Source organism: Levilactobacillus suantsaiihabitans, assembly GCF_004745505.1.
Taxonomy (GTDB): Bacteria; Bacillota; Bacilli; order Lactobacillales; family Lactobacillaceae; genus Levilactobacillus; species Levilactobacillus suantsaiihabitans.
Genome location: NZ_RKLX01000002.1, coordinates 1 through 19,177 on the forward strand (window position 1 = coordinate 1; position 19,177 = coordinate 19,177).

14 protein-coding genes are annotated in these 19,177 nt (G+C 55.3%); 5 read left to right on the forward strand and 9 right to left on the reverse strand.

Annotated elements, in window-relative coordinates:
- Window positions 1-94: 94 nt before the first annotated feature.
- A complete protein-coding gene (locus EGT51_RS01660) occupies window positions 95-1,594 on the reverse strand; it encodes a hypothetical protein (protein WP_135367071.1) in 1,500 nt (499 codons plus the stop codon).
- Window positions 1,595-2,139: 545 nt separating this feature from the next.
- Window positions 2,140-2,832 carry a hypothetical protein gene (locus EGT51_RS01665; protein ID WP_135367072.1) on the reverse strand — a complete coding sequence of 231 codons (693 nt, stop codon included), beginning with the start codon at window positions 2,830-2,832 and terminating at the stop codon, window positions 2,140-2,142.
- Window positions 2,833-3,136: 304 nt separating this feature from the next.
- On the opposite strand from EGT51_RS01665, the gene EGT51_RS01670 reads away from it, so the two are divergent.
- Together EGT51_RS01670 and EGT51_RS01675 are read left to right on the forward strand one after the other, a co-directional pair.
- Window positions 3,137-3,427: a type II toxin-antitoxin system RelB/DinJ family antitoxin gene (locus EGT51_RS01670; RefSeq protein WP_135367073.1), complete on the forward strand. Its 291-nt coding sequence runs from the start codon at window positions 3,137-3,139 to the stop codon at window positions 3,425-3,427.
- Between the two features lie 766 nt (window positions 3,428-4,193).
- Entirely contained in the window at window positions 4,194-5,042 is an 849-nt protein-coding gene (locus tag EGT51_RS01675) for a DUF5776 domain-containing protein (protein WP_135367074.1), read from the forward strand.
- Between the two features lie 52 nt (window positions 5,043-5,094).
- Here the strand turns inward: EGT51_RS01675 and EGT51_RS01680 are convergent, their stop codons facing one another.
- Window positions 5,095-6,309, reverse strand: a complete 1,215-nt coding sequence (locus EGT51_RS01680; protein WP_135367075.1) for an aminotransferase-like domain-containing protein — start codon at window positions 6,307-6,309, stop codon at window positions 5,095-5,097.
- Between the two features lie 455 nt (window positions 6,310-6,764).
- Here EGT51_RS01680 and EGT51_RS01685 point away from each other — a divergent pair, with 455 nt between their 5' ends.
- Both EGT51_RS01685 and EGT51_RS01690 read left to right on the forward strand, forming a co-directional pair.
- Entirely contained in the window at window positions 6,765-7,673 is a 909-nt protein-coding gene (locus EGT51_RS01685) for a LysR family transcriptional regulator (protein ID WP_135367076.1), read from the forward strand.
- A 380-nt stretch (window positions 7,674-8,053) separates the two neighbouring features.
- Window positions 8,054-8,788: a hypothetical protein gene (locus tag EGT51_RS01690; RefSeq protein ID WP_135367077.1), complete on the forward strand. Its 735-nt coding sequence runs from the start codon at window positions 8,054-8,056 to the stop codon at window positions 8,786-8,788.
- A gap of 150 nt (window positions 8,789-8,938) precedes the next feature.
- Here the strand turns inward: EGT51_RS01690 and EGT51_RS01695 are convergent, their stop codons facing one another.
- The 5 genes from EGT51_RS01695 to EGT51_RS01715 form a co-directional block, all read right to left on the reverse strand.
- Window positions 8,939-11,785: a MucBP domain-containing protein gene (locus EGT51_RS01695; RefSeq protein ID WP_167850116.1), complete on the reverse strand. Its 2,847-nt coding sequence runs from the start codon at window positions 11,783-11,785 to the stop codon at window positions 8,939-8,941.
- A gap of 254 nt (window positions 11,786-12,039) precedes the next feature.
- A complete protein-coding gene (locus tag EGT51_RS01700; RefSeq protein ID WP_167850117.1) occupies window positions 12,040-14,613 on the reverse strand; it encodes a MucBP domain-containing protein in 2,574 nt (857 codons plus the stop codon).
- A 643-nt stretch (window positions 14,614-15,256) separates the two neighbouring features.
- On the reverse strand, window positions 15,257-15,490 hold the full coding sequence (locus EGT51_RS01705) for a DUF2922 domain-containing protein (protein ID WP_135367080.1): 234 nt from the start codon (window positions 15,488-15,490) through the stop codon (window positions 15,257-15,259).
- A 36-nt stretch (window positions 15,491-15,526) separates the two neighbouring features.
- The gene (locus EGT51_RS01710) at window positions 15,527-15,724 is read right to left on the reverse strand and encodes a hypothetical protein (RefSeq protein WP_135367081.1); all 198 of its coding nucleotides are present in this window, start codon (window positions 15,722-15,724) and stop codon (window positions 15,527-15,529) included.
- 102 nt (window positions 15,725-15,826) lie between these two features.
- Entirely contained in the window at window positions 15,827-16,390 is a 564-nt protein-coding gene (locus EGT51_RS01715; protein WP_135367082.1) for a sigma-70 family RNA polymerase sigma factor, read from the reverse strand.
- A 424-nt stretch (window positions 16,391-16,814) separates the two neighbouring features.
- Here EGT51_RS01715 and EGT51_RS01720 point away from each other — a divergent pair, with 424 nt between their 5' ends.
- Window positions 16,815-17,921 carry a hypothetical protein gene (locus EGT51_RS01720; RefSeq protein ID WP_135367083.1) on the forward strand — a complete coding sequence of 369 codons (1,107 nt, stop codon included), beginning with the start codon at window positions 16,815-16,817 and terminating at the stop codon, window positions 17,919-17,921.
- Between the two features lie 857 nt (window positions 17,922-18,778).
- On the opposite strand, the gene EGT51_RS01725 is transcribed toward EGT51_RS01720, so the two are convergent.
- The gene (locus EGT51_RS01725; protein ID WP_135367084.1) at window positions 18,779-19,171 is read right to left on the reverse strand and encodes a hypothetical protein; all 393 of its coding nucleotides are present in this window, start codon (window positions 19,169-19,171) and stop codon (window positions 18,779-18,781) included.
- Window positions 19,172-19,177 lie beyond the last annotated feature (6 nt).

Sequence of the window (19,177 nt, forward strand, 5' to 3'; positions counted from 1 at the left end):
CCAATTCGTAAGTGAATTGAACCTCTCAAATTCTCCCCATCAACACCGGTTGACAAAGAGCCTAAAACTTTTACTTCTAAGAATTAAAAGTTAATTAGTTAGAAGCAGATGCATCCCAGTTACTGTTAGTGCTGCCGCTACCAGCGTTGATTACTGGAGCTTCACCACTCTTTTCACTGAAGTTGTAGTATGCAGATGCAGGAGTGGTAGCACTGTAGTTACCAGACTTAGCATTTGAGAACGTGTATACAGTGTAGAAGTATGCAGCAGGATTAGAATCAGAAACAGGGTTGCCATCTTTACCAACAGCGTTCGTGGAATCCTTAGGAACAGCCTTTCCATTTTTGTCATGTGCATAAGTTACTGAGTACAAAGTCATAGCCTTGTTTGCAGTAAGGTTAGTTTGAACATCGGATGAAGTGTATGCAGCACCGTCAACGCCATTGAAGGAAGTTGTGAACGCTGGGAATTGAACAATCAAACTTTGATCGTCAGTTGAAGTAGCAGCGGTGTTCGTAGCAGTCTTAGCAACTAACTTATCAACAGATGTAGCTGAAGTGTTCTTGTAAGCAGTAATGTTGGTAGCAACAGTGTCACCCTTCTTAACAGAAATAGTAACAGTATCACCAGTCTTAGCAGCTAATAATGCGGCAGTGTTAGCGTTAGAATCAATGTAAGAGTAACCAGTACCCTTTAATTGATTTTCAAGCCAAGTGTTACCATTTGTAACAGCGTTAGCTTTAGCATTAGCATCCTTACCAACAGCGGTACCCGCAGCATTAGCAGCTGCACCACTAGTAATAGTACCATCTGAAACAACATCACTCAAAAGGTCCTTCAAAACACCAGAAGTAACAACGGTGCCATCAGATGCAACAAAGTTAACCTTTACATCAGTTGCTTGGTTGTAGGCAACGTTAGCATCAGTAGTAACAGCCTTGCTGTAGATCCAACCACTAACAGATGGGTGAGTTTCATCCTTTACATAGTAGTAAAGAGAACCTTCACGCGTCTTAGTAGCTGCGTCAGTGATGGTTAACTTGTCGCCAGCAAATGGCGTAGTGTTAACAACATTCTTGGATGCCTTGTATTGAGTGTACTTAGGTGCAGTCCAAGTAACGTTGGTCTTACCAGGGTTAGCAAAGTAAACAGTAGTTTGTGCAGGCATAGTAGCCTTAGTAGTAGTGTCAGCCTTCTTAACGCCAGCAGCGAAAGTGCCTTCAGTCTTACCACCGTAAACGTAACCACGGTACTTGCCGTCCATCGTTACAACACGGTAGTAAACAGAACCACGGTTAGTAACCTTTTGGCCGTAAGCACGGAAGTAGTTAGCTGACTTCTTGGAAGTTGCTAATTCGCCCATAACCTTCTTAGAAGCGACGATCTTAGCACCCTTAACAGTACCTGGCTTAGTGTATAAAGCGTTAGTACCAGTTGCCTCGACGTTACGGTCGGTAGCAGCAGCGGTTAACTTGGTGTAAGCGCCAGCCTTGGCATATGACTTAGCTGATGCGTTAGTTGAAACGGCAGCAACTGAGACAAAACTCAATGCAGCGAGACCCAAGTAAAGAGATTTCTTTAAACTTGATTGCATAGTATTTCTTCCTCCAAACATAAAATATGTAATTTATCAAGCAAGAATAGTATAACCGAAGTTAGCGCTTTTGTTAAGAATTTTATTTCTTAAGTTCACTAACTCGTTTAGCTATCCCCTAACTACGACTATTAGTATAGCCCGTTAGTTGCGGAGAAACAAGGATTATGCCCTTTTTGTCGTTGGATTGAAACAATAAACGGCCTTCTGTAATGTTTTTGTCACATGAACAAATTTACTGTGAACAGCTCAACCACAAGGTTATGGCTGACTTAAGGTCGATTTAAACTGTTTAGAAGTGGTAAAGATTAATGCGCGATTAAGGTTGGGGGCTTCATCAATGGCCGGTTCGTTGGGTCAAGACACAATCCTTGCATTCTCGTGGCCGGGGGTTCATACTCGAGGCATCAAATGAAAGGGGGTGATGCTTTTTGGCAACAGGAAATTGTTACCTTAAAGTGATCGCTTCCGCGGAGAACGGAAACGACTAACTTCTTTAAGGTAAAGGCCGGCGAAATTTTATTCGTCGGCCTTTTTGTGTGCGCTCATTTCCAGATCTTCACATCGGTGTTCACGACGCTGAGGTAGGTGCGGACGTGGTCGAGGAAGGTCGCCTGTTGCCGGGACAGGAACTTGGCGAAGGTCGCCGGCGTGTGATCCCGCAACTGGTATTGCCACCCCGTCAACATCATAAAGACGCTGGACTGGCAGTACCAGTACAGGAAGTTGTCGTAGTTGGGGAACGGCTGGTCTTGGTGCTTCAGCCACGCTAGGTATGCCGACATGCGATTGGCCACCTCCGGCAAGGGCAAGGCGTCGGCATCCCCCACCATGAAGTCCGTGTTCTCGGCGTCTTCCCAGGTGTCATTTTCCGGCTGCAGGGTCAACCAGTAGTCCCAAATGGTCAGGTGCCAGACGCGGTACTGAAGGATCTGCGGTTCCGTTTTGCTGGTCACCTTCCCCGTCTGCTGCAGGTACGGAAGATTCCATTCACTGAAGAGGCTGTTGGCTGCGCTGGGCGGCCAGTCACGGCGGCGGTCATCGTCGAGGACAGGCACCGCCTCGCTGGCGTAGTGCATCCGCGTAAAGTAGGTGGCATACGCGGTGAAGGCCTGGCAGTCGCGCGGGTAGGTCAGGCAACAGTACTGCTGATACCGGCTGTAGATCAAGGGCAATTCCCGGTAGTTCCAGATACCGAATGCGTAGGGATCCGGACTGATTTCAAAGTTTTGGGCCATGTGGCTGCCTTCTTTCTGGTACTGGGACTACTCTAGCACGTTGGGCGGTGTGTGGCGGCTTAGGGGTACTGGGGAGCGGCGGTTGGTTGGGTGACGGGACTTTTTGTGGTGGATTCTTTCCTTATTAGTGGGTGGATTGTGTTGCTGGTGGATGGATTGATGTTGGGGTGACGGTAGTCGGGTATCGTTATGCCACTGCTAAATGTGGCGGCTGAATCCGTCACAGTTCCAGAGAGTCTGCGGCTAAATTTTCCCAGGTAGGGTGGCGACCGTGGTACACTAGCGACACAAGGAGGACCCAACCATGACCACTTCATCTGAGCACCAGGATTCTGAGTACCTGCAAATCACCGTCGACGCCGACTTACAGGCGGCCGCGCAACAAGTCTTTCAGCGGCTGGGGCTAGATTTAACCACCGCCATCACCCTCTTCTTGAAACAAAGCGTCGTTGACCAGGGCTTGCCGTTTCGGCCCAACACCAGCACCGCCGATTCGTATACTCCTGAAGGCGCCCGACAAATTGTTCAGTCAGAGCAGCTGAAGACGTATGCGGATCTGGATAGTCTGTGGTGGGAATTGGATGGTAAGCGCTAACCCATATTGCTTAGTTAGGTAGCTGGCGTTCAGTGTGTGATTGCTGAGCGCTTTTTTTGCCTGTTATGCTAGTTCAGCTGGTCAGTCGACTAGCGAGAAATTAATTAAGTTAACCATTTCCATTCTCAATTAGGCGTAAACAACGTATAATATCGTTGTAGAGATAAATTGGCCCTAATTGAGGAGGCGTTTCATTGTGAAGGATTTTAAGTTCAAGTTTGTACTGCTGTTTTTGACGGGATTCTTTGTTTTGGGTTTGGGAGATTTAGGCGTTGCCCGGGCGGATGACGTAAACTCGCAATCATCCGTTGTTCACTTACAAGAGGTCCGTGATGGAGATATATCTGGACACTCCCTCTTTCCCAGATCCTCCAATAATGACACTAAGAGTAACTATTTTTACGATTCAGATAACAACCCCTTTCCCATTCTTCTTGGTTCACACCCGGACGTTATCATACAAAAACCGCAAAAACACCCTTATACATCAATTACTACTCTGCAAATCCAGAATTTTTACTTTGACTTAAACAAAGCCGATACATATAGACTGAACTACGAATTCAAGTATAAAGAAGACAGCAACTTTTCGGTTGGGGAGCCCACTACTGGCTGGGGGTACACTGACGACACATCTGTAGTAACCTTTAACCAATATGCCCCTTCGCTAGCACACTTTCCCACAACAGTGGAATCTGTTCCAGTTACCATCACAATTAACTTTGAAGACCAAGATAGCCACCAACCCATATCAGGGGAACCGGCAATGACCTTAAGGGTCTATCTCGAGAAATATGAAAATCCAAGTCCAAACCAAAGTAATAACTATAGCCAATACAACGGTATGCTTCCTCAGATATTCAACGGTCTGACTACCACCACCCTAGCCAAAGCCAGTCGTGACATTCCCGGCTACACGGCCAAAACGGTGACCGAAGATCCTAACGATCATAAAGTTCCTGTACGCGTTGAAGATGATCAGCCAGAAGCCTACAATTATAACTTCACCTACCACTACGTTAAGACGCCAGCTAAGCCAGACCAACCGGCTACGATCCCTGACACGTCTTCCACGACACCAGCCGAATCCACCAACAGTGAGTCCACTTCCGAATCCGGCACCGAACCCGCCACCGGCACTCCGGTCGCAGTCAAAGGGGAAGCCGTCACGGCCACCAAGAAGATTGGGCTTTACCGCCACGCTACCTTTACCAAGGCCAACCGCCTGCACTGGTACGCCAAGCAAGCCCGGACGCAGCGGCCGCAATTTGTCGTGACCGGCTACGCCCATTCTAAGAACGGCCTGTTGCGCTACCAGGTGCGTGACGTTAACCACACCGCCAAGACTGACGGCCAACGCGGCTACATCACCGCCAAGGATACCTACGTGACGCCGACCTACTACCAGAAACAGCCGACGACCGTGCGCGTAATCAGTCCGCGGGGCATCAACGCCTACCGCCACGTCGATCTGTCTGGCCGGGCCACCCAGCACTACCGCCGCGGCAGCGTCCTTAAGATTAAGGGCATCGAAAGACACCACCTGACCACCCGACTGGTCTTAGCCAACGGCCACTACATCACCGGTAATAAGACACTTGTCATTAAGAAATAATCTGCTTATGTATGGAGCACCCCGACAATCACTGCCGTGGTGCTCCTTATTTTTACACGACGGGCTTCGCTTCATGCACGGCGGCCTTGACCTGGTCGCCTAGCCGGTGGATGCCGGCGTCGATGACCGTGGGTGTCAAGCCGCTGAAGCACAGGCGCAGGCTATTGTGGACGTCGCGGTTCGGGTAGAAGTTGGTGCCGGGCACGTAACTAACGTGGGCCGTCGGTGAGATCTGCTCGCGCAGTAAGGCACCGGTGTCAATGTCTTTAGGCAAGGTGACCCAATCGAAGAAGCCGCCCGCGGGCGTGGTAAACGTCGCCTCATCCGGGAAGTATTTGCCCAACGCCGCCACCATCGCCGCGCACTGGACGCGGTAGTGGTCCTTGAGCACGTCGACGTGGGCGTCCAGGTCGTTCGTCGTCAGGTAGGCGTCGATGGCCGCGTGGGTCACGCCGGTCGCCTCCAGGTCGCTGGCCAGCCGCACCTTCATGATGGCGGCCAGCAGCGTGTCGTCGGCCACCAACCAGCCGGTCCGTAAGGCGGGCATCAGGATTTTTGACAAACTGGAGACGAAGACCACGCGGCCCTCGGTGTCAAAGCTCTTGATGGCCGGCAGCGGCGTTTGCTCGTAGCCCAGGTCCCGGTATGGCGAGTCCTCTAGGATGATGAAATCATAGCGGTTGGCCAAAGCGACTAGCTGTTCGCGCTTGGCCACGCTCATGGTGATGCCAGTCGGGTTGTGGAAGTCGGGCACCGTGTACAACAGCTTGATGCCAGGATGGCGTTTTAAGGTCGTTTCCAGCACATCTAAGTCGATGCCATCCGATTGGAGGCCCACCCCGTAATACGTCGGCTGATAGAGGTCTAAGGCCGCCAGCGCGCCCACGTAGGTCGGCACCTCCACGGCCACCTCGTCGCCCGGATTCAACAGGGCCTTGGCGACCAACTCAATGGCCTGTTGCCCGCCGACCGTTAAGACCACGTGCTCGGCGGTGGTCGTCACCTGGCCCCATTTGCCGATCCGCGCCGCTAACTTCGCCCGCAACGCCGGGTTGCCCTGGGGATTTTGGTACTGAAACAGGTGCGCGCCCTGCTTGGCAATCGCCGTATTGAAGGCCCGCTGGACCGCCGCCACCGGAAACAGACTTTCGTTCGGGCTCCCCGCCGCAAAGGAAATCGCGCTGGGATCCGCATCCTGGGTAAACAAGCCACTCAACGCAGACGGCACATCCGGGTTCGCCCGGGTCGCCAACAAATCTTTCAACATGGTCATCACACCTTTCTGACAGCCACGGCTGCCGCAACTTTCTCGAAATTCTTGGTGGGCGGGGCCAACCCCTGCCGCTAACCTTGCGTTCATGATAGAATATCGGTGCGCGAAAAGCTGGGTCAACTATCTGGAAATTACGTGAATGTTATTCATCTTTACCAAGGGTGGTGGGGGCGTTATCAATGGGCCGGGCATTGCGCTCCTCACGGTAATTTTGCGCACGCTGCGGATACATACTAGCGCGGGCGATGACACGTGACCCGCAGCATTTTGACTCACCGGCGTGCCCCCTTTTCCGCAGCGGCCCCACCGATAATTCACCGCCCCAACCACCAGTCGACCGTTCCCCTGGCCCCGCGCTTATGCTAAAATACGGGTAATGAACAAGCGTGTTCACCTATTTTCAATTTACTTGAATCTCATTCATCTGACTAAATTCGGGGGTGTCGTCGATGTTACCTTTTGCTTACCGCGTCTTTCAAGCTATCGTGCAAGAACAAACCTTTTACCGAGCGGCCCAAACGCTGAACGTCACACCCTCAGCCATCAGCCACTCCGTCAACCAACTGGAAAAGGAACTGGGCTTTCCACTGTTCATCCGCAACCGGACCGGCGTGGAACTGACACCGGACGGGGAAAATGTCCTCCCGCTGATTCAGGGCGTCATCAACGCCGAGGACCGGCTCCAACAGGCCGCCGCCAACATTAACGGCCTCAACGCCGGATCCGTGCGGCTGGGCGCCTTCTCCTCGGTCTGCATCACCTGGCTGCCACCCATCATCCGCCAGTTCAAGCAAGACTATCCGCAGATCGCCATCAACCTGGAACAGGCTGGCTTCAGTGACATCGCCGCGGCGGTCAAAACGGGCCGACTCGACCTGGGACTATCCGCATTGCCGGTGGCCGAAAAGCTCACGGTCCTGCCGCTGGTCAAAGACGAGATCTACTGCATCACGCCAGCCGATTTCATCCCCGCCAACCGGACTACAGTCACGGCCGCCGACTTGGTCGATCAAAATTTCATCCTCCAACGCGGCGACTACGACAAGGACACCAAGGCTGCCCTCGACCACTACCAGATTCGGCCCAACGCCCTGCGCTTTTCCATCGACGACCAGTCCATCTTGGCCATGGTCGAGGCCGGCATGGGCATGGGCATTTTGCCCGAACTGGCCCTGGAACGCGTCAGTGGTAACGTCAACGTCTACCCGTTCGACACGCGCTTCTACCGGACGATTTGTCTGGTCGTCAACTCCGAGCAGGCCAAGGCGCCATCGACGGCGAAGATGATCGACGCCATCACGGCCTACGTGGCCCAGGCCTATCCGGATAAGGTGCTGGAACATCCGCATGTGGGGTAGCTAGGTTGGGCTGGCCGCCTTACGTTGTTCATACTGGCCGCCTTACCGTCCGCTCCGGTGGTGGTTACCTGCAACCAGTCGCCTTGCTACTGGCACCACCGACATGCGAACCGTCAATCAGCTATTTACGAAGAATTAGCATAATATCTTGACTAACATTAAAGTCACCAGCAACCACCCGTTTAGCTGACACGCGGTTGCTGGTGGCTTTCTCGATTGGGCTTTGCGTCCGGCCGACTGCCCATCAACCATCGCCATCCCGACCCACCACTCTCTGCCATTAATTTAACAGATATCCCGCAAAAAAGTCGTCCCCTCCCCGCTTTATAATGATATAATTAAAAAGTAATTTTACGTCTACATAAATGAAGGGAGAAACCATGAACAAATTAATCAAAACCACCGCCGTGAGTCTCGTTGCCCTCAGCCTGGGCGTCTCATCTTTGCCGACCACGACCTTACCCGCACTGGCTAAGACCAAGGCAGCCAAGGTCCTCAGCACCAAGAAGCTGAAGAAGACGGCTTACCACGCCAAGGGTGGCTACATTTACGCCAACAAGAAGCTGACCAAGAAAGCCCACAAAGCCTTCAAGTACCTGAAGACTACCTTCTACGCCACCAAGTCCGCGAAGCTCAAGAAGCGTAACGGCAAGACGGCCACTTACTACTACGTCAAGAACAAGCGCGGCAACGTGAAGGGCTGGATCTGGAAAGGCAACCTGAAGAAGGTCAACACCAAGGCCTTGGCCCGGCGGAAGTCAGACATCAAGCACGTCTTAGCGGCGGTGCGGTCGATGTCTTCTGACGACCAATCGTACGCTTTAGAGGCGTTTAAGGATATTACGACTAGCAATGCTTATTCTTCCAGTGGCCTACCGTCTGCTATTCAAGAAATCACCGGTTACACCACCAAAGACGGACAGGCTATCCTTCAGGCCACAGCTAGCTTCAAAGGTCGGTTCAGCTCTGTGACCAACGCTAAGTTAGCCGCCATGAGCGACCAACTCGCTGAAACGATTGCGGCAAGCGACGACCCCAATGACGATTGGGACATCCGCGAAGCAAGCAGTAACCTCGCAGATACTCTGGCCGATGCCGTTGAGACGTTAGACTAATCTCGCTAAAAGGATTACCGATTCACACAAATACCATCAACGTTACTGCCAGGATTGGCGGAACGTTGGTGGTATTTTTTAATTCTATGTAAGCCACACCGCCAAAACAGTGTGGCTGCGGTCGATCAAAGACTGACCATCAACTAGTCCTTAGCGGTGCTTGCGCTTCAGCTTCAAGCCAAGCCACCCCAGCATCCCCGTCAACAATGCCACGCCCCAGACCGCAGACGTCGGTTGGTCGTCCGTTTGCGGCAAGGTCGTCGCGGCCGTTGGGGCGGGTTGGTCCGTCACCGGTCCGCTGAGTGGCGCGGTCAAATCAACCATTGGCTGGGCCGGGCTGGTGGCTGGCGTCGCGGGGTGACTGACGCCACTGCCCAGTGACGTTGGGGTCGCTGGCGCACTGGTCCCCGTGGTCGTTGGCGTTGGTTGTGGCGTCGCCGGCTGATCACCCGCGTCGCCCGTTGTCACGGGTGCCGTTGGGGCAGTCGGTTGACTGGGCGTCGGCGCTACCGGTGCGGGAGTTGGTGCGGGTTGTCCCACGCCCTGGTCACCACTGCCCCCGGGCGTACTTGGTGGGGTCGGCGTCGTGGTGGCCCCATCGCCACCCGGCGTTCCAGGTTGCGGGTTCGGCGCTGGGGTGGTTGACGTATCGCCACCGCCGCCTGGCGTCGTGCCCGCCCCCCCATTGCCACCATCGGGATTGCCCGGCTGTGGGGTTGGGGTTGGCGTTGGAGTCGGCGCTGGGGTCGTGCCGCCATCCCCAGGTTTCCCCGGCTCACCTGGCTTCCCGGGTTCTTCGGGAGCGGCACTGTCATCACCATCTCCTGGCGCACCCGGGTCGGCATCCCCGCCACCTGGCGTTTCCGGTGCATCTGGGTCGACCGGCTTTTCTGGGTCGCTTGGTTCACTTGGAACTTCCGGTTTGTCCGGTTCACCAGGCACTTCTGGCTTCTCTGGCATGCCGGGTTCCTCTGGTTCTTCCGGGATTCCAGGCTCTTCCGGAATCTCCGCGTCAGACTCTTCCAAGGCATAGACGTAGGTCACGCTAATGTCGTCGGTGCCCCAGACCCCGGTGGCGTTGGTCGGTCGGCTTTGTAAAACGTAGCCGTTGACCGTGACCGGTGCCGTGGTGTATTTGTCCCCCAGATTACCGGTCGGCAGAACCTGGTCCGGCGCAATCGTTTCGCCTTCCTGGTCGACGTGATGGACCGTGACCGTCCCCACCGTTTCCGGCGCGGCCTGCACGTCATACGGCCGGATGACCGTGAAACAGGTGACGCCGCCCAGGACGCCTTGACCAATCATGTAGTAGTAATTGGCCAGCGGTTCCACGTGTTTGTTGGGCTCGTTGGGATTTTCCCAGGTCGTGTTGCCCGGTTTTTGTGTTGGTAATTGGAAATACAAGAGCCCGCCCGACCCCGTGGGGAAGCCCATGGTCGACGCATCGACCGACGTATCCGCCGCATGGTACACGTGATACGTTTCCTGGCCGTCCCACGATGACAGGAGTTCTTGGTATTCCCCGAGATGGAACAGCTGAAGCAGACTGCCGTCGAAGTCGTAACAGGTGATGTGCATTTCCGGCTCGGTATTGCTAGGCTCGACCGTCAAGTGCGGCATGAAGATCAGCTGGCCGGGGTGTTTCTTGACCGAGTGCGCGATGCCCGGGATCTTGTTCAACGGCCGAAAATCGTTGATGGCGTTGTTAGCGAGCTTGAGCGAGGTCAAATTGACCAGCGTGCTCAGCGGCCACACGTTGTTGATGCGGTTGTTGCGCAGGTCTAATTTTTTCAACTGCGTCAACATCATCAGCGGCGTCACGTCCACGATGTCGCCGTGTGTCCACCCAGGATTTTGCGTGCGGTCCACCGTCATGACCAGTTCTTCCAGGTTCGTGGCAAATTCCAGCCCCAACAGTGAAAATGGCGTGTGGCCGTCGATGTGGGTGTCGACGCCATTTTGGCCGTTCACCACCAATTTCTTCAGTAACAACATGTCCTCTTGGTCAATGTCCGACAGGTGCTTCCAGGTCTTCCCCGGGTTCGGCAGCTGCTTCAACGCCCGGAAAACGGCGAGCTGGAGCTGACGGTTAGGCATCCACAGGTCGATCAACATCAGGTCGGGGTACCGCGATAGGTGCGTGGTCGCGGGTTTGGCCACTTCCGTTTGGACCAGTGGCACCGCAGCCAGGCTAGTCGCCGCCAGGGTCGCGGTCGTCACCGCCGTGCTCAACCCCGTCACCGGCTTAGTCAGCGTTGGCGCATCCGTCAGCACCAAATCAGGTAGGCCCACCGGTTTCGTGGTGCCCACGAGGTCGTCAGTCGTTGGCGTGGTGGTTGTGGCCGCCGAGGTATCCGTAGTCGGCGTCACGGGATCAACGGTGGCCGCGGGTTTGGTCGTCCCCACCGGTTCGGTGTCAGTGGCCGCGGTGGATGCCGTGACCGAGTCGACGGTGCCTGCGGGCTTGGTGGTGCCCACGGCGTTGTCGGTCGTTGGCGTGGCTGGGTCTTCAGTCGTCGGCGCGGCCGTCACTGGGTCCGCGGCACTAGTCGGCGTCACGGTTACCGCTGGTGTGGTTGGGGTCGCGGGGACCACTGGTAATGCCGCGACGTTATCGGGCGTGGTGACGTCATCGACCGTTCCCGCGGGTTTGGTCGTACCGATTGGCTCCGGGCTGGTCGCTGGCGCGGGGGTCGCGGTGGTTGCGGTTGTATCCGCGGTCGCGGCCGGTGTGGTGTCGGCCGTAGCCGCGGTGCTGGCCGGTGCGGCACTAGTCGCCGCCGCGTCTGGTTCGGTCGTCGCGGCGACGGTCGGCGTGCTTTCACTCGAGGCCACCGCCGTCACGGTCGAAGCCGTGGTCGCAGCGGCCTGTTCATCGGCCTGCGCGGTCACGCCCGCCGACAGTAACAGGGCGCCGCAGACTAGGCCGGCGAATACCCAACTCTTGCCACTTTTATACATCTTATAGTGTGTTTTGGTTTCCATTGATTTTCTCACAATCATCTTCCTCCCAGTTGCGTTAAGCTTGGTGTTTCTATGTTGGTCAGGCGGTCTCTTCACGCCCCACCAACGCTAACGAGATTCAGTATAACTGGTCAGATTAACGCTGTGGGGAATGGTTAAGAAATTGAATCAATCTTTTTGAGGCGTGAGTTTCACGTTAGTTTCACTTATGCCAAGATAACGTTTTCCATCACGCATTTTCTATGTAGGCCACCCCGCCGAAACGGTGTGGCTGTGGGGCCTCGTGCTTAGTGACGCTGACGTTTCAGTTTAACGCCTAACCAGCCTAACATCCCCGTTAATAGGGCCACGCCCCAGATGGCGGACGTTGCGTGGTCACTAGTCTGCGGCAAGGTCGTCGCTGTCGGTGACGTTGATGCAGCCGCCAAGGAGGTGCCAGTCGGCGTCGTTGGCCGCGCGTGGCTGTGGGCCAGTGCGGTGACTTGACCCGCGTGACCCGGGGCCTGATTGTCCGGCGTACTTGGCGTGGTCAGCCCCGGTAAGGCCGTGTCCCCGGCGGCATCATCCGTGACCGCAGTTCCAGTGGTGCCAGGTTGTGGCGCAGTGCCCGGCGTGGTCGCTCCGGGTTGGGCCCCCGTGACCTGATCACCGGTGCCCTGATTGCCCGGGGTGCCCGGCTGGTTGCCTTGACTACCGCCCTGGTTGCCGTCACTTTGACCGTCGCCTGGGTTACCCGGTTGTTGATCATGGTCGCCACCAGGTGTCTCGCCGCCCGGTGCCGGCGCTGGTGCTGGTTGGCCTGGTTGGCCCGGCGTCGTTGTGTTGCCACCACCATCCGTTCCTGGCGGCGTCGTGTTGCCGCCCTCTTCCGTATCGGCCTCCTCTTCCGCGTAAATGTAGGTCACGTCGATGGCGGTCTCCCCGTACACGCCCGTGGCGTTGGCCGGCGTCGTTTGTAAGACGTAGTGCGGCACCGTTACCGGCGTTGTCGTATACGTTTCACCGACCAGCCCTGGCTTCAGGGTTTCTGCCGGCGCAATTTCTTCCCCCGTTTCGTCCACGTGATGTACCGTCACGTTGGCCGCGTTGTGAGCAATCGCGTAGGGTTGAATCACCGCAAAGTCGATTGACCCAAAGGGCTTGTAAACGCCAGTCAGGTAATAGTAGTCCGTCAACGGGTCGACGTGGATGCTGTCATCGCCCGGCCAGGACGTGGCCCCCGGCTTTTGGTCCTGAATATAGGTGTAGTTCACGCCCCCCTGACCGTCCGGCTGCGGATTGCCGCCCGTGAAGTACACGTGGTACGTGGATTGCTCGTTCACATGGAAGAGTGGCTGGGCAACGGCGGCGGTGGCGGTCAATTGGACCACTTCGCCATCGATCGTGGTACAAGCCGCTTGGAGGTGGCCGGTGCGATCCGCCTCATTGATCAATACCGGGTCGAGGAAGATGAACTGACCGGTATCGGTAAAGCTGCCGGGTTCCCGCGGCACGGTGTCTTTCAGCGGCGAAAAGTCTTGGATGGCATTGTAGGCCAACGCCAACTGCTTGAGGTGTTTCAAATTGGCCAGCGGCGTCACGTCCTTGATCCGGTTGTGTTGCAGGTCCAAGACGGTTAGCTGTTGTAAATTGGCCAACGGCGTCACGTCTTCAATATCGCCGAAGAAGGCCCCCGGCGCCACGTTCAACGTGTTGGTCAACATCAACGTTTCCAAATTGACCGCGTGCTCCAGGCCCACCAGTGAAAATGCCGTGTGGCCGTCAATGTAGGTGCCCATGCCGTTGTGGCCCACGGCAACCAATTTCTTCAGCCGCGCCAGGTCCTCTTGGGTAATGTCATCGACCGTGCTCCAGGTCTTGTCGCTGGCATGCAACTTCTGTAGCGCCAACAAGACCATCTGTTGTAGCCGTTTGTTGGGCATCCACAGGTCGATGGCCGGCGTCTCCTTGGTGTGGGCCACCGTGGCCACAGTCGCGGGCTTCGTCAGTTCGGCCTGCACCAACGCGACGGCCGGCTGGATCCATCCAGTTGTCAGGACGTCTGGTAAATGCGTTGGGTCGGGGCGTATGGTCGAAACACTCACCGAGTCCGCGGTGGCGACCGGGGTCACGTCCAGGGCGGGTCGAGTCGTAGCGGCCGTCTCCAGCGCTGGTTGGGCGACGGTCGGCACCACTGCTGTCTCCACGACCGGGTCGACGGGTACCGTTGGCGTGGCGCTGGTCGTTACCGTTGAGACGGCGTCGATAGCCTGTCCGTCATCGGTACCCGGCGTCACGGGATCAACGGTCGCCGCGGGCTTGGTCGTGCCCAGCGGTTCATCAGTAGTGGATGTCGCCGGGTCGGTTGGTGCGATGACCGGGTCAGCTTCCCCAGTCGGCTTGGTCGTGCCCACGGCGTCAGCGGTCGTAGAAGTGGTCGTTGCGGCCGAGTCAGCGGCGGGGGCTGGCGTGGTCACAGTATCCGCAACGCTATCCGCCGTCACGGTGACCGCTGGCGTGGCCGGGACTGCCGGCACCGCAGTCGTGGTCGTCGTTTCATCTGGCGTTACCGGTGACGGGGCCACGTCGTCAACCGTTCCCGCGGGTTTGGTCGTGCCGGCAGGTTCCACGGCGGTTGACGCTGCGGGCGCTTCATCGGTTACGGCCGGAGTGTCAGTCGCTGCGGTCGCGGCGCTCGGTGCGCTCTCACTAGACGCCACCGCCGTCACGGTAGCTGCCGTCGCCGCACCAGGTTGCTCATCGGCCTGGGCCGTCACCCCCGCCGACAGGAATAAGGCACCGCTGATCAACCCAGCGAATACCCAGCGCTTGCCACTTTTATACATTTTATAATGGGTTTTAGTCGTCATTTCTTTTCTCACAATCATCTTCCTCCCAATGGCGCTTATCTGAATAGTCCTCAGTAACGGTGGCGTGTCTGCGACATCGCCCACCGTTACTAACGAGATTCAGTATAGCGGCTCGGCTGAGCTACGGGGAAAACGGTTAAGAAATTGAATCAATCTTTTTGAGGCGTGAGTTTCACGTAAGTTTCATTTATCCGTGTATAACGTTTTCAATCGTGCAAGGTCATCATCCGAAGACGGGACGCCCCTGCGGCAGACGGGACGGACGACCACGAATCTTTTGGCGGCAAGCAGGTACCCCATTGGAAAATTGATCACTACGCCTATACGTCACCTCCTCACCCTAAATGTTGGCACATGATACGCACACACTCCCCGCCGAAGGAGGACAGGCGCGGCGCCAGCTGTGTCGACCCAGTTAGCTGGCGTATTGGGCCAGGTTACTGGGTGGGACGACTTGAGAGACTTGCGATTTAGGCAAGGCTTTCAAGCGAGGTGGAAGCCCGCCCTTGGGCTGGAGCCGTTCCCCATAGCAGGCAGAACGCCTGTCAGCCGCAGACACTCGTCACATTTACCAATTATGTAGCCAAAAATGGCCGGCCTCCTCGCGGGGAAGCCGGCCACCTTCAGGTTGACAGTTCAGTTGAATTCGGTTGTGTTAGGCGATTGGTGCTGGGTCGCCCATCAAGGTCGTCTTGGTCGTTTCGATGATGTCGGCGCGTACGGGCGTAGCGTACAGGTCCACGCCATCCTTGTTAAAGAGCTTAGCTGCGGCAATCTGCTTCATCAGGCTTTCCACTTCCGGGGTGGTCAGTTCCGTGTTGACGTACTTCAAACGCAGGTGCTTGATCCGCAGGTCGGAACCCTTAAAACTCAATTCTAATGCTTTCATTTAATAACTTCCTTTCGGTTGGCTGAGTGAGTGACGTTAGGCAACGGCCGTTTGCGTGGCCACGGTTGCGGCGTGAAATGGCAAGCCGGTCAAGCCAGCGAGGTAGCCGCCAAAGGCTTCGATCTGTTTGGCTTCCGGTGCGGCAACCGCGTTTTGCAAAACGATCTTAACGGGGTGGTCGACATCGTTGCCTAAGATAAAAGTGATGGTGGTCTTCTTCCAGTTGGTTTGCATGGTGGTGCTCCTCTCATGTTGCGAATTTTTATAAGTGGTTGGCCAACCCTTATACTCTTACTAACGAAATCCAAACGGAATTTGTAACCCCCTGAGGGCAAATTAATTTAAAAAATTTTCGGGCGGCGTCAAATGATTGACCAAACGGCGGATGAGCGTGCGCCGCCATTTGTACACCGTATTGTGGCTGACGCCGTGTCTGGCGGCGATTTCGTCGGCCGTCAGTTGATCGACCAGCGTGCCCACTAGAAAGCGCCACTCCCCGGTACTGCCGGACGCGCCGATGACCCGTAACAGGTAGCGGCGAAAATCCTGTTGGCCGATGGCGTCTAAAATGTCCGCGTCACTGGCGACGGTCTCCAGTAATTCCGTCTGGTCGCCGGCCTCCTGGCGGTCATTTTGCTTGCGGTCCCGGCGCAACCGGTCCAGCAAAGCCCAGTAGATCTTGCGCTGGGCGTAGGCTAAAAATTGGTGCGGCTTGGCCTCCGGATTGTCAGGAAAATCGACGTAGACCTCCGGGAACAACAGCCGCGCCTCTTGTAGATAGTCCTCGTAATCGGGGTGCGCCGGGCGAATGTGCAGGCGCTTGAGCGTGGCGTACAAAATCATCTCGTGGTCGCCGGTATATAGAAATTTATAAGCGGCAGCGTGCGGTGTGGGTTTCATAAATGAATCATCCTCTCAATTCTGATGATCCATGGCCATGGATTAGCCCCTACATTACCGGACGTGGCCGGCCCGCGCCACTGTCGAATATTTCGCCAAAACCCCGGTATTTTGCCCCTATTTTCTGGTACTTGTGGGCCGCAACTTTACTCAGCCGCGGTAGAACTGGCTTTCGTCAAAATAACGAATTTGTGATTTTGTGGGGTATTTTTATTTTGGCCGGGAAATTTATTTTAAAAAAATTTGCCGATTGCTAGGAGCCGCGCCAACCCCAATTTTTCGCCCCCAGTCTGATTTTTTCGCCCCGATTAATCCGCTTAACTGCGAAAAAATTTTGCCTGTTTATGTTCAGAGCGTTAAAATTTGTGGTATAAATGATTATGTAACCAGTTACAACAATACTTATTTGAGGGGACTTTGAGTCATGAGAAAAGCAGTTTTGTTAACGGCCGCAGCCACGGCTGCCCTGCTCTTTGGCGGGACAACGACACTGGCCCACGCCAAGACCTATACACAACACGGTAACGCATTGGCCAACTACAATGTCAACAAGTATAAAACCGTGAAAAACAAGAATATGTTCGTCAAGCGCTACACCTTCCAGCAGAGTTACTCGAACATCTTCCAAACCAGTCCTACCAGCATTTCCAGCACTAAGGGCAAGAAGGTCACGTTCAAATCCAACGTTTTCCTGCCAGTGACGTACAATCGCTCCGCTGACTGGGGCAATCCCCAAAGTGAAGTGCTGACCAAGGATGGCAAGACCTTGTACGAACTGATCACCACCAGTTCGCAAAGCACGGAAGGCTGGATCGTCCGCTACAACCTGGGCGCACTTCGGAGTAAATTTGGCATCAGCACATCTCACATGGACGCCCTGCGTCGCGCCACTTACGACCACTCCGTCAACCAAATGACCAGCACCGACAAGGCCATCATGAAGTACATCAAGATTGGTCCGAAATTTAACACCGGTCACGGTCAATCACTGGCCATGAACCCTAAGAACGGCCAACTCTGGTTCATCGGCGCACCCGTTAAGATTCACTCCAACGTCCAACAGGTCTCAACCAAGACGTTGAAGCCAACCAAGAAGATCAAGTTCATGTTGAAGAACACCGTCACCATGGGGTCCAACCTGACATTTGACAAGAAGGGCAATGCCTACTTCTTCACTTACTCCAACGGCGGCTGGGCACCTAAGGGCGCGGTCAAGATCTACAAGGGTAAGATCAACAAGAAGTCTGTGAAGTTCCACTTGGTTATGCAAGGTCTGCGTTACCGTCCAGGTACCAAGCCACAGTCCATCGCGTACAACGTTAAACGTAACCGGTTGTACTTCGTCTCCGACAGCAGCATTTCATCCGTGCCCGTTTCCAAGCTGGGTCATTTGAAGGCTAAGCAGGTCGAAGCCACCAACTTGAACGGCAAGCGTGAGTTTGAAGGTATCCAGTTCACCAAGAACGGTGCGGGTTACCTGATGACCAACAAGGGTGCCGAGTTGATGAAGACCACAACTAATAAATTTTAGCTTATAATCAAATTGGGTAGTCGCCGCGAGTGGTCCACGGTGGCTACCTTTTTTGGGTTCTTTCGTTTTATGTTGGTTACCTGGTGAAAACCTGCAACACAGTGTTTGCTGGCCGCCTTACCGTTCGCTAGAGATGAGTTGGAACGCTGAGGGCGTCGGCCCGAGCCACAGAGCGGTCTCGGACCTCAACTTGGAGCCGATGGCCCGCGTCTCCAAGTTGCCAGTTCCCTAAGCGCCGGGGCCCGTGGCACTAAGGGAACTCCCACAGCTGAACTCATCTCTAGCGAACTCTCGGCTTTGGTAGTGGTTGTCCATGACAGTTGGCACGACAGCGACTCGCAATCCACATGGAGAAAGGCTTCAAGGTAGCCGCCGGGGACCATGCTGCTGACACTGGCTGTGTCGGCGGTGTTGGCTGAGGTTTTTTCTCAGCCTACAGCGCGGGACGACTTGAGAGACTGGCCGGCTTTGCCAGGCTTTCAAGCGAACCGGAAGACCGCTTCTCAGGCTGGAGGTGTTCCCCAGAGCAGGCGGAACCCTGGCTGATGCAGGCGCCTGGTTTCACCAATTTCAGATGTCGGAACACCTTCGTTACTGCAATCAGCGCGTTAATTTTAGGTTCAACCTTCAGCTGCTAACCGCCTGTCGTCACACTCTTAACAAAGCAGTTAATTTCACAATCGGTACCGAACGAGTAAACAAACGGTCGCCGCAATGTTATACTGGCACCGAGGTGGGCTTCAACCCATCTGTGAAACACACCATAACTCAATCTCCAACAAAGGGAACACTGATGTCGCGGTCGGCATCGATGGTCCCTTTGCTAAACCAAAAACGTGCACCGACCCTCTCTGTGGTCAGTGCACGTTTTTCGGTGAAACAACGCATCGAATTGCGGCTAGCGCTACCGATTGGCATTTACCGGTAGGCAGCTGGCAAATGATTTGATCGTCAAATACCCCGGCAATCACCCCATCCAAAAGCTGAATGGTCTGATTGTCATCCACCACGTTTAACTGCAGGTGGACCGGCTGTTGACTGCGCCAGGCTGCGGCGAGGCGCTCACTGACGACCGCCGCAGTTTGTTCAGGCAAAGGCTGTTCCACCTGCTCGGCCGCATGCATTTTGGCCAAGGCGCTGGTGTGATCAGACAAGTAGAACCCACCCCACTTCAACATGCCGCGGTCGTGATAATCGCGGTGAAAGAAGTTCTGGGCGAGGTCGTCGTTGTCAGTTTGGTGCAAAATCATGACGCG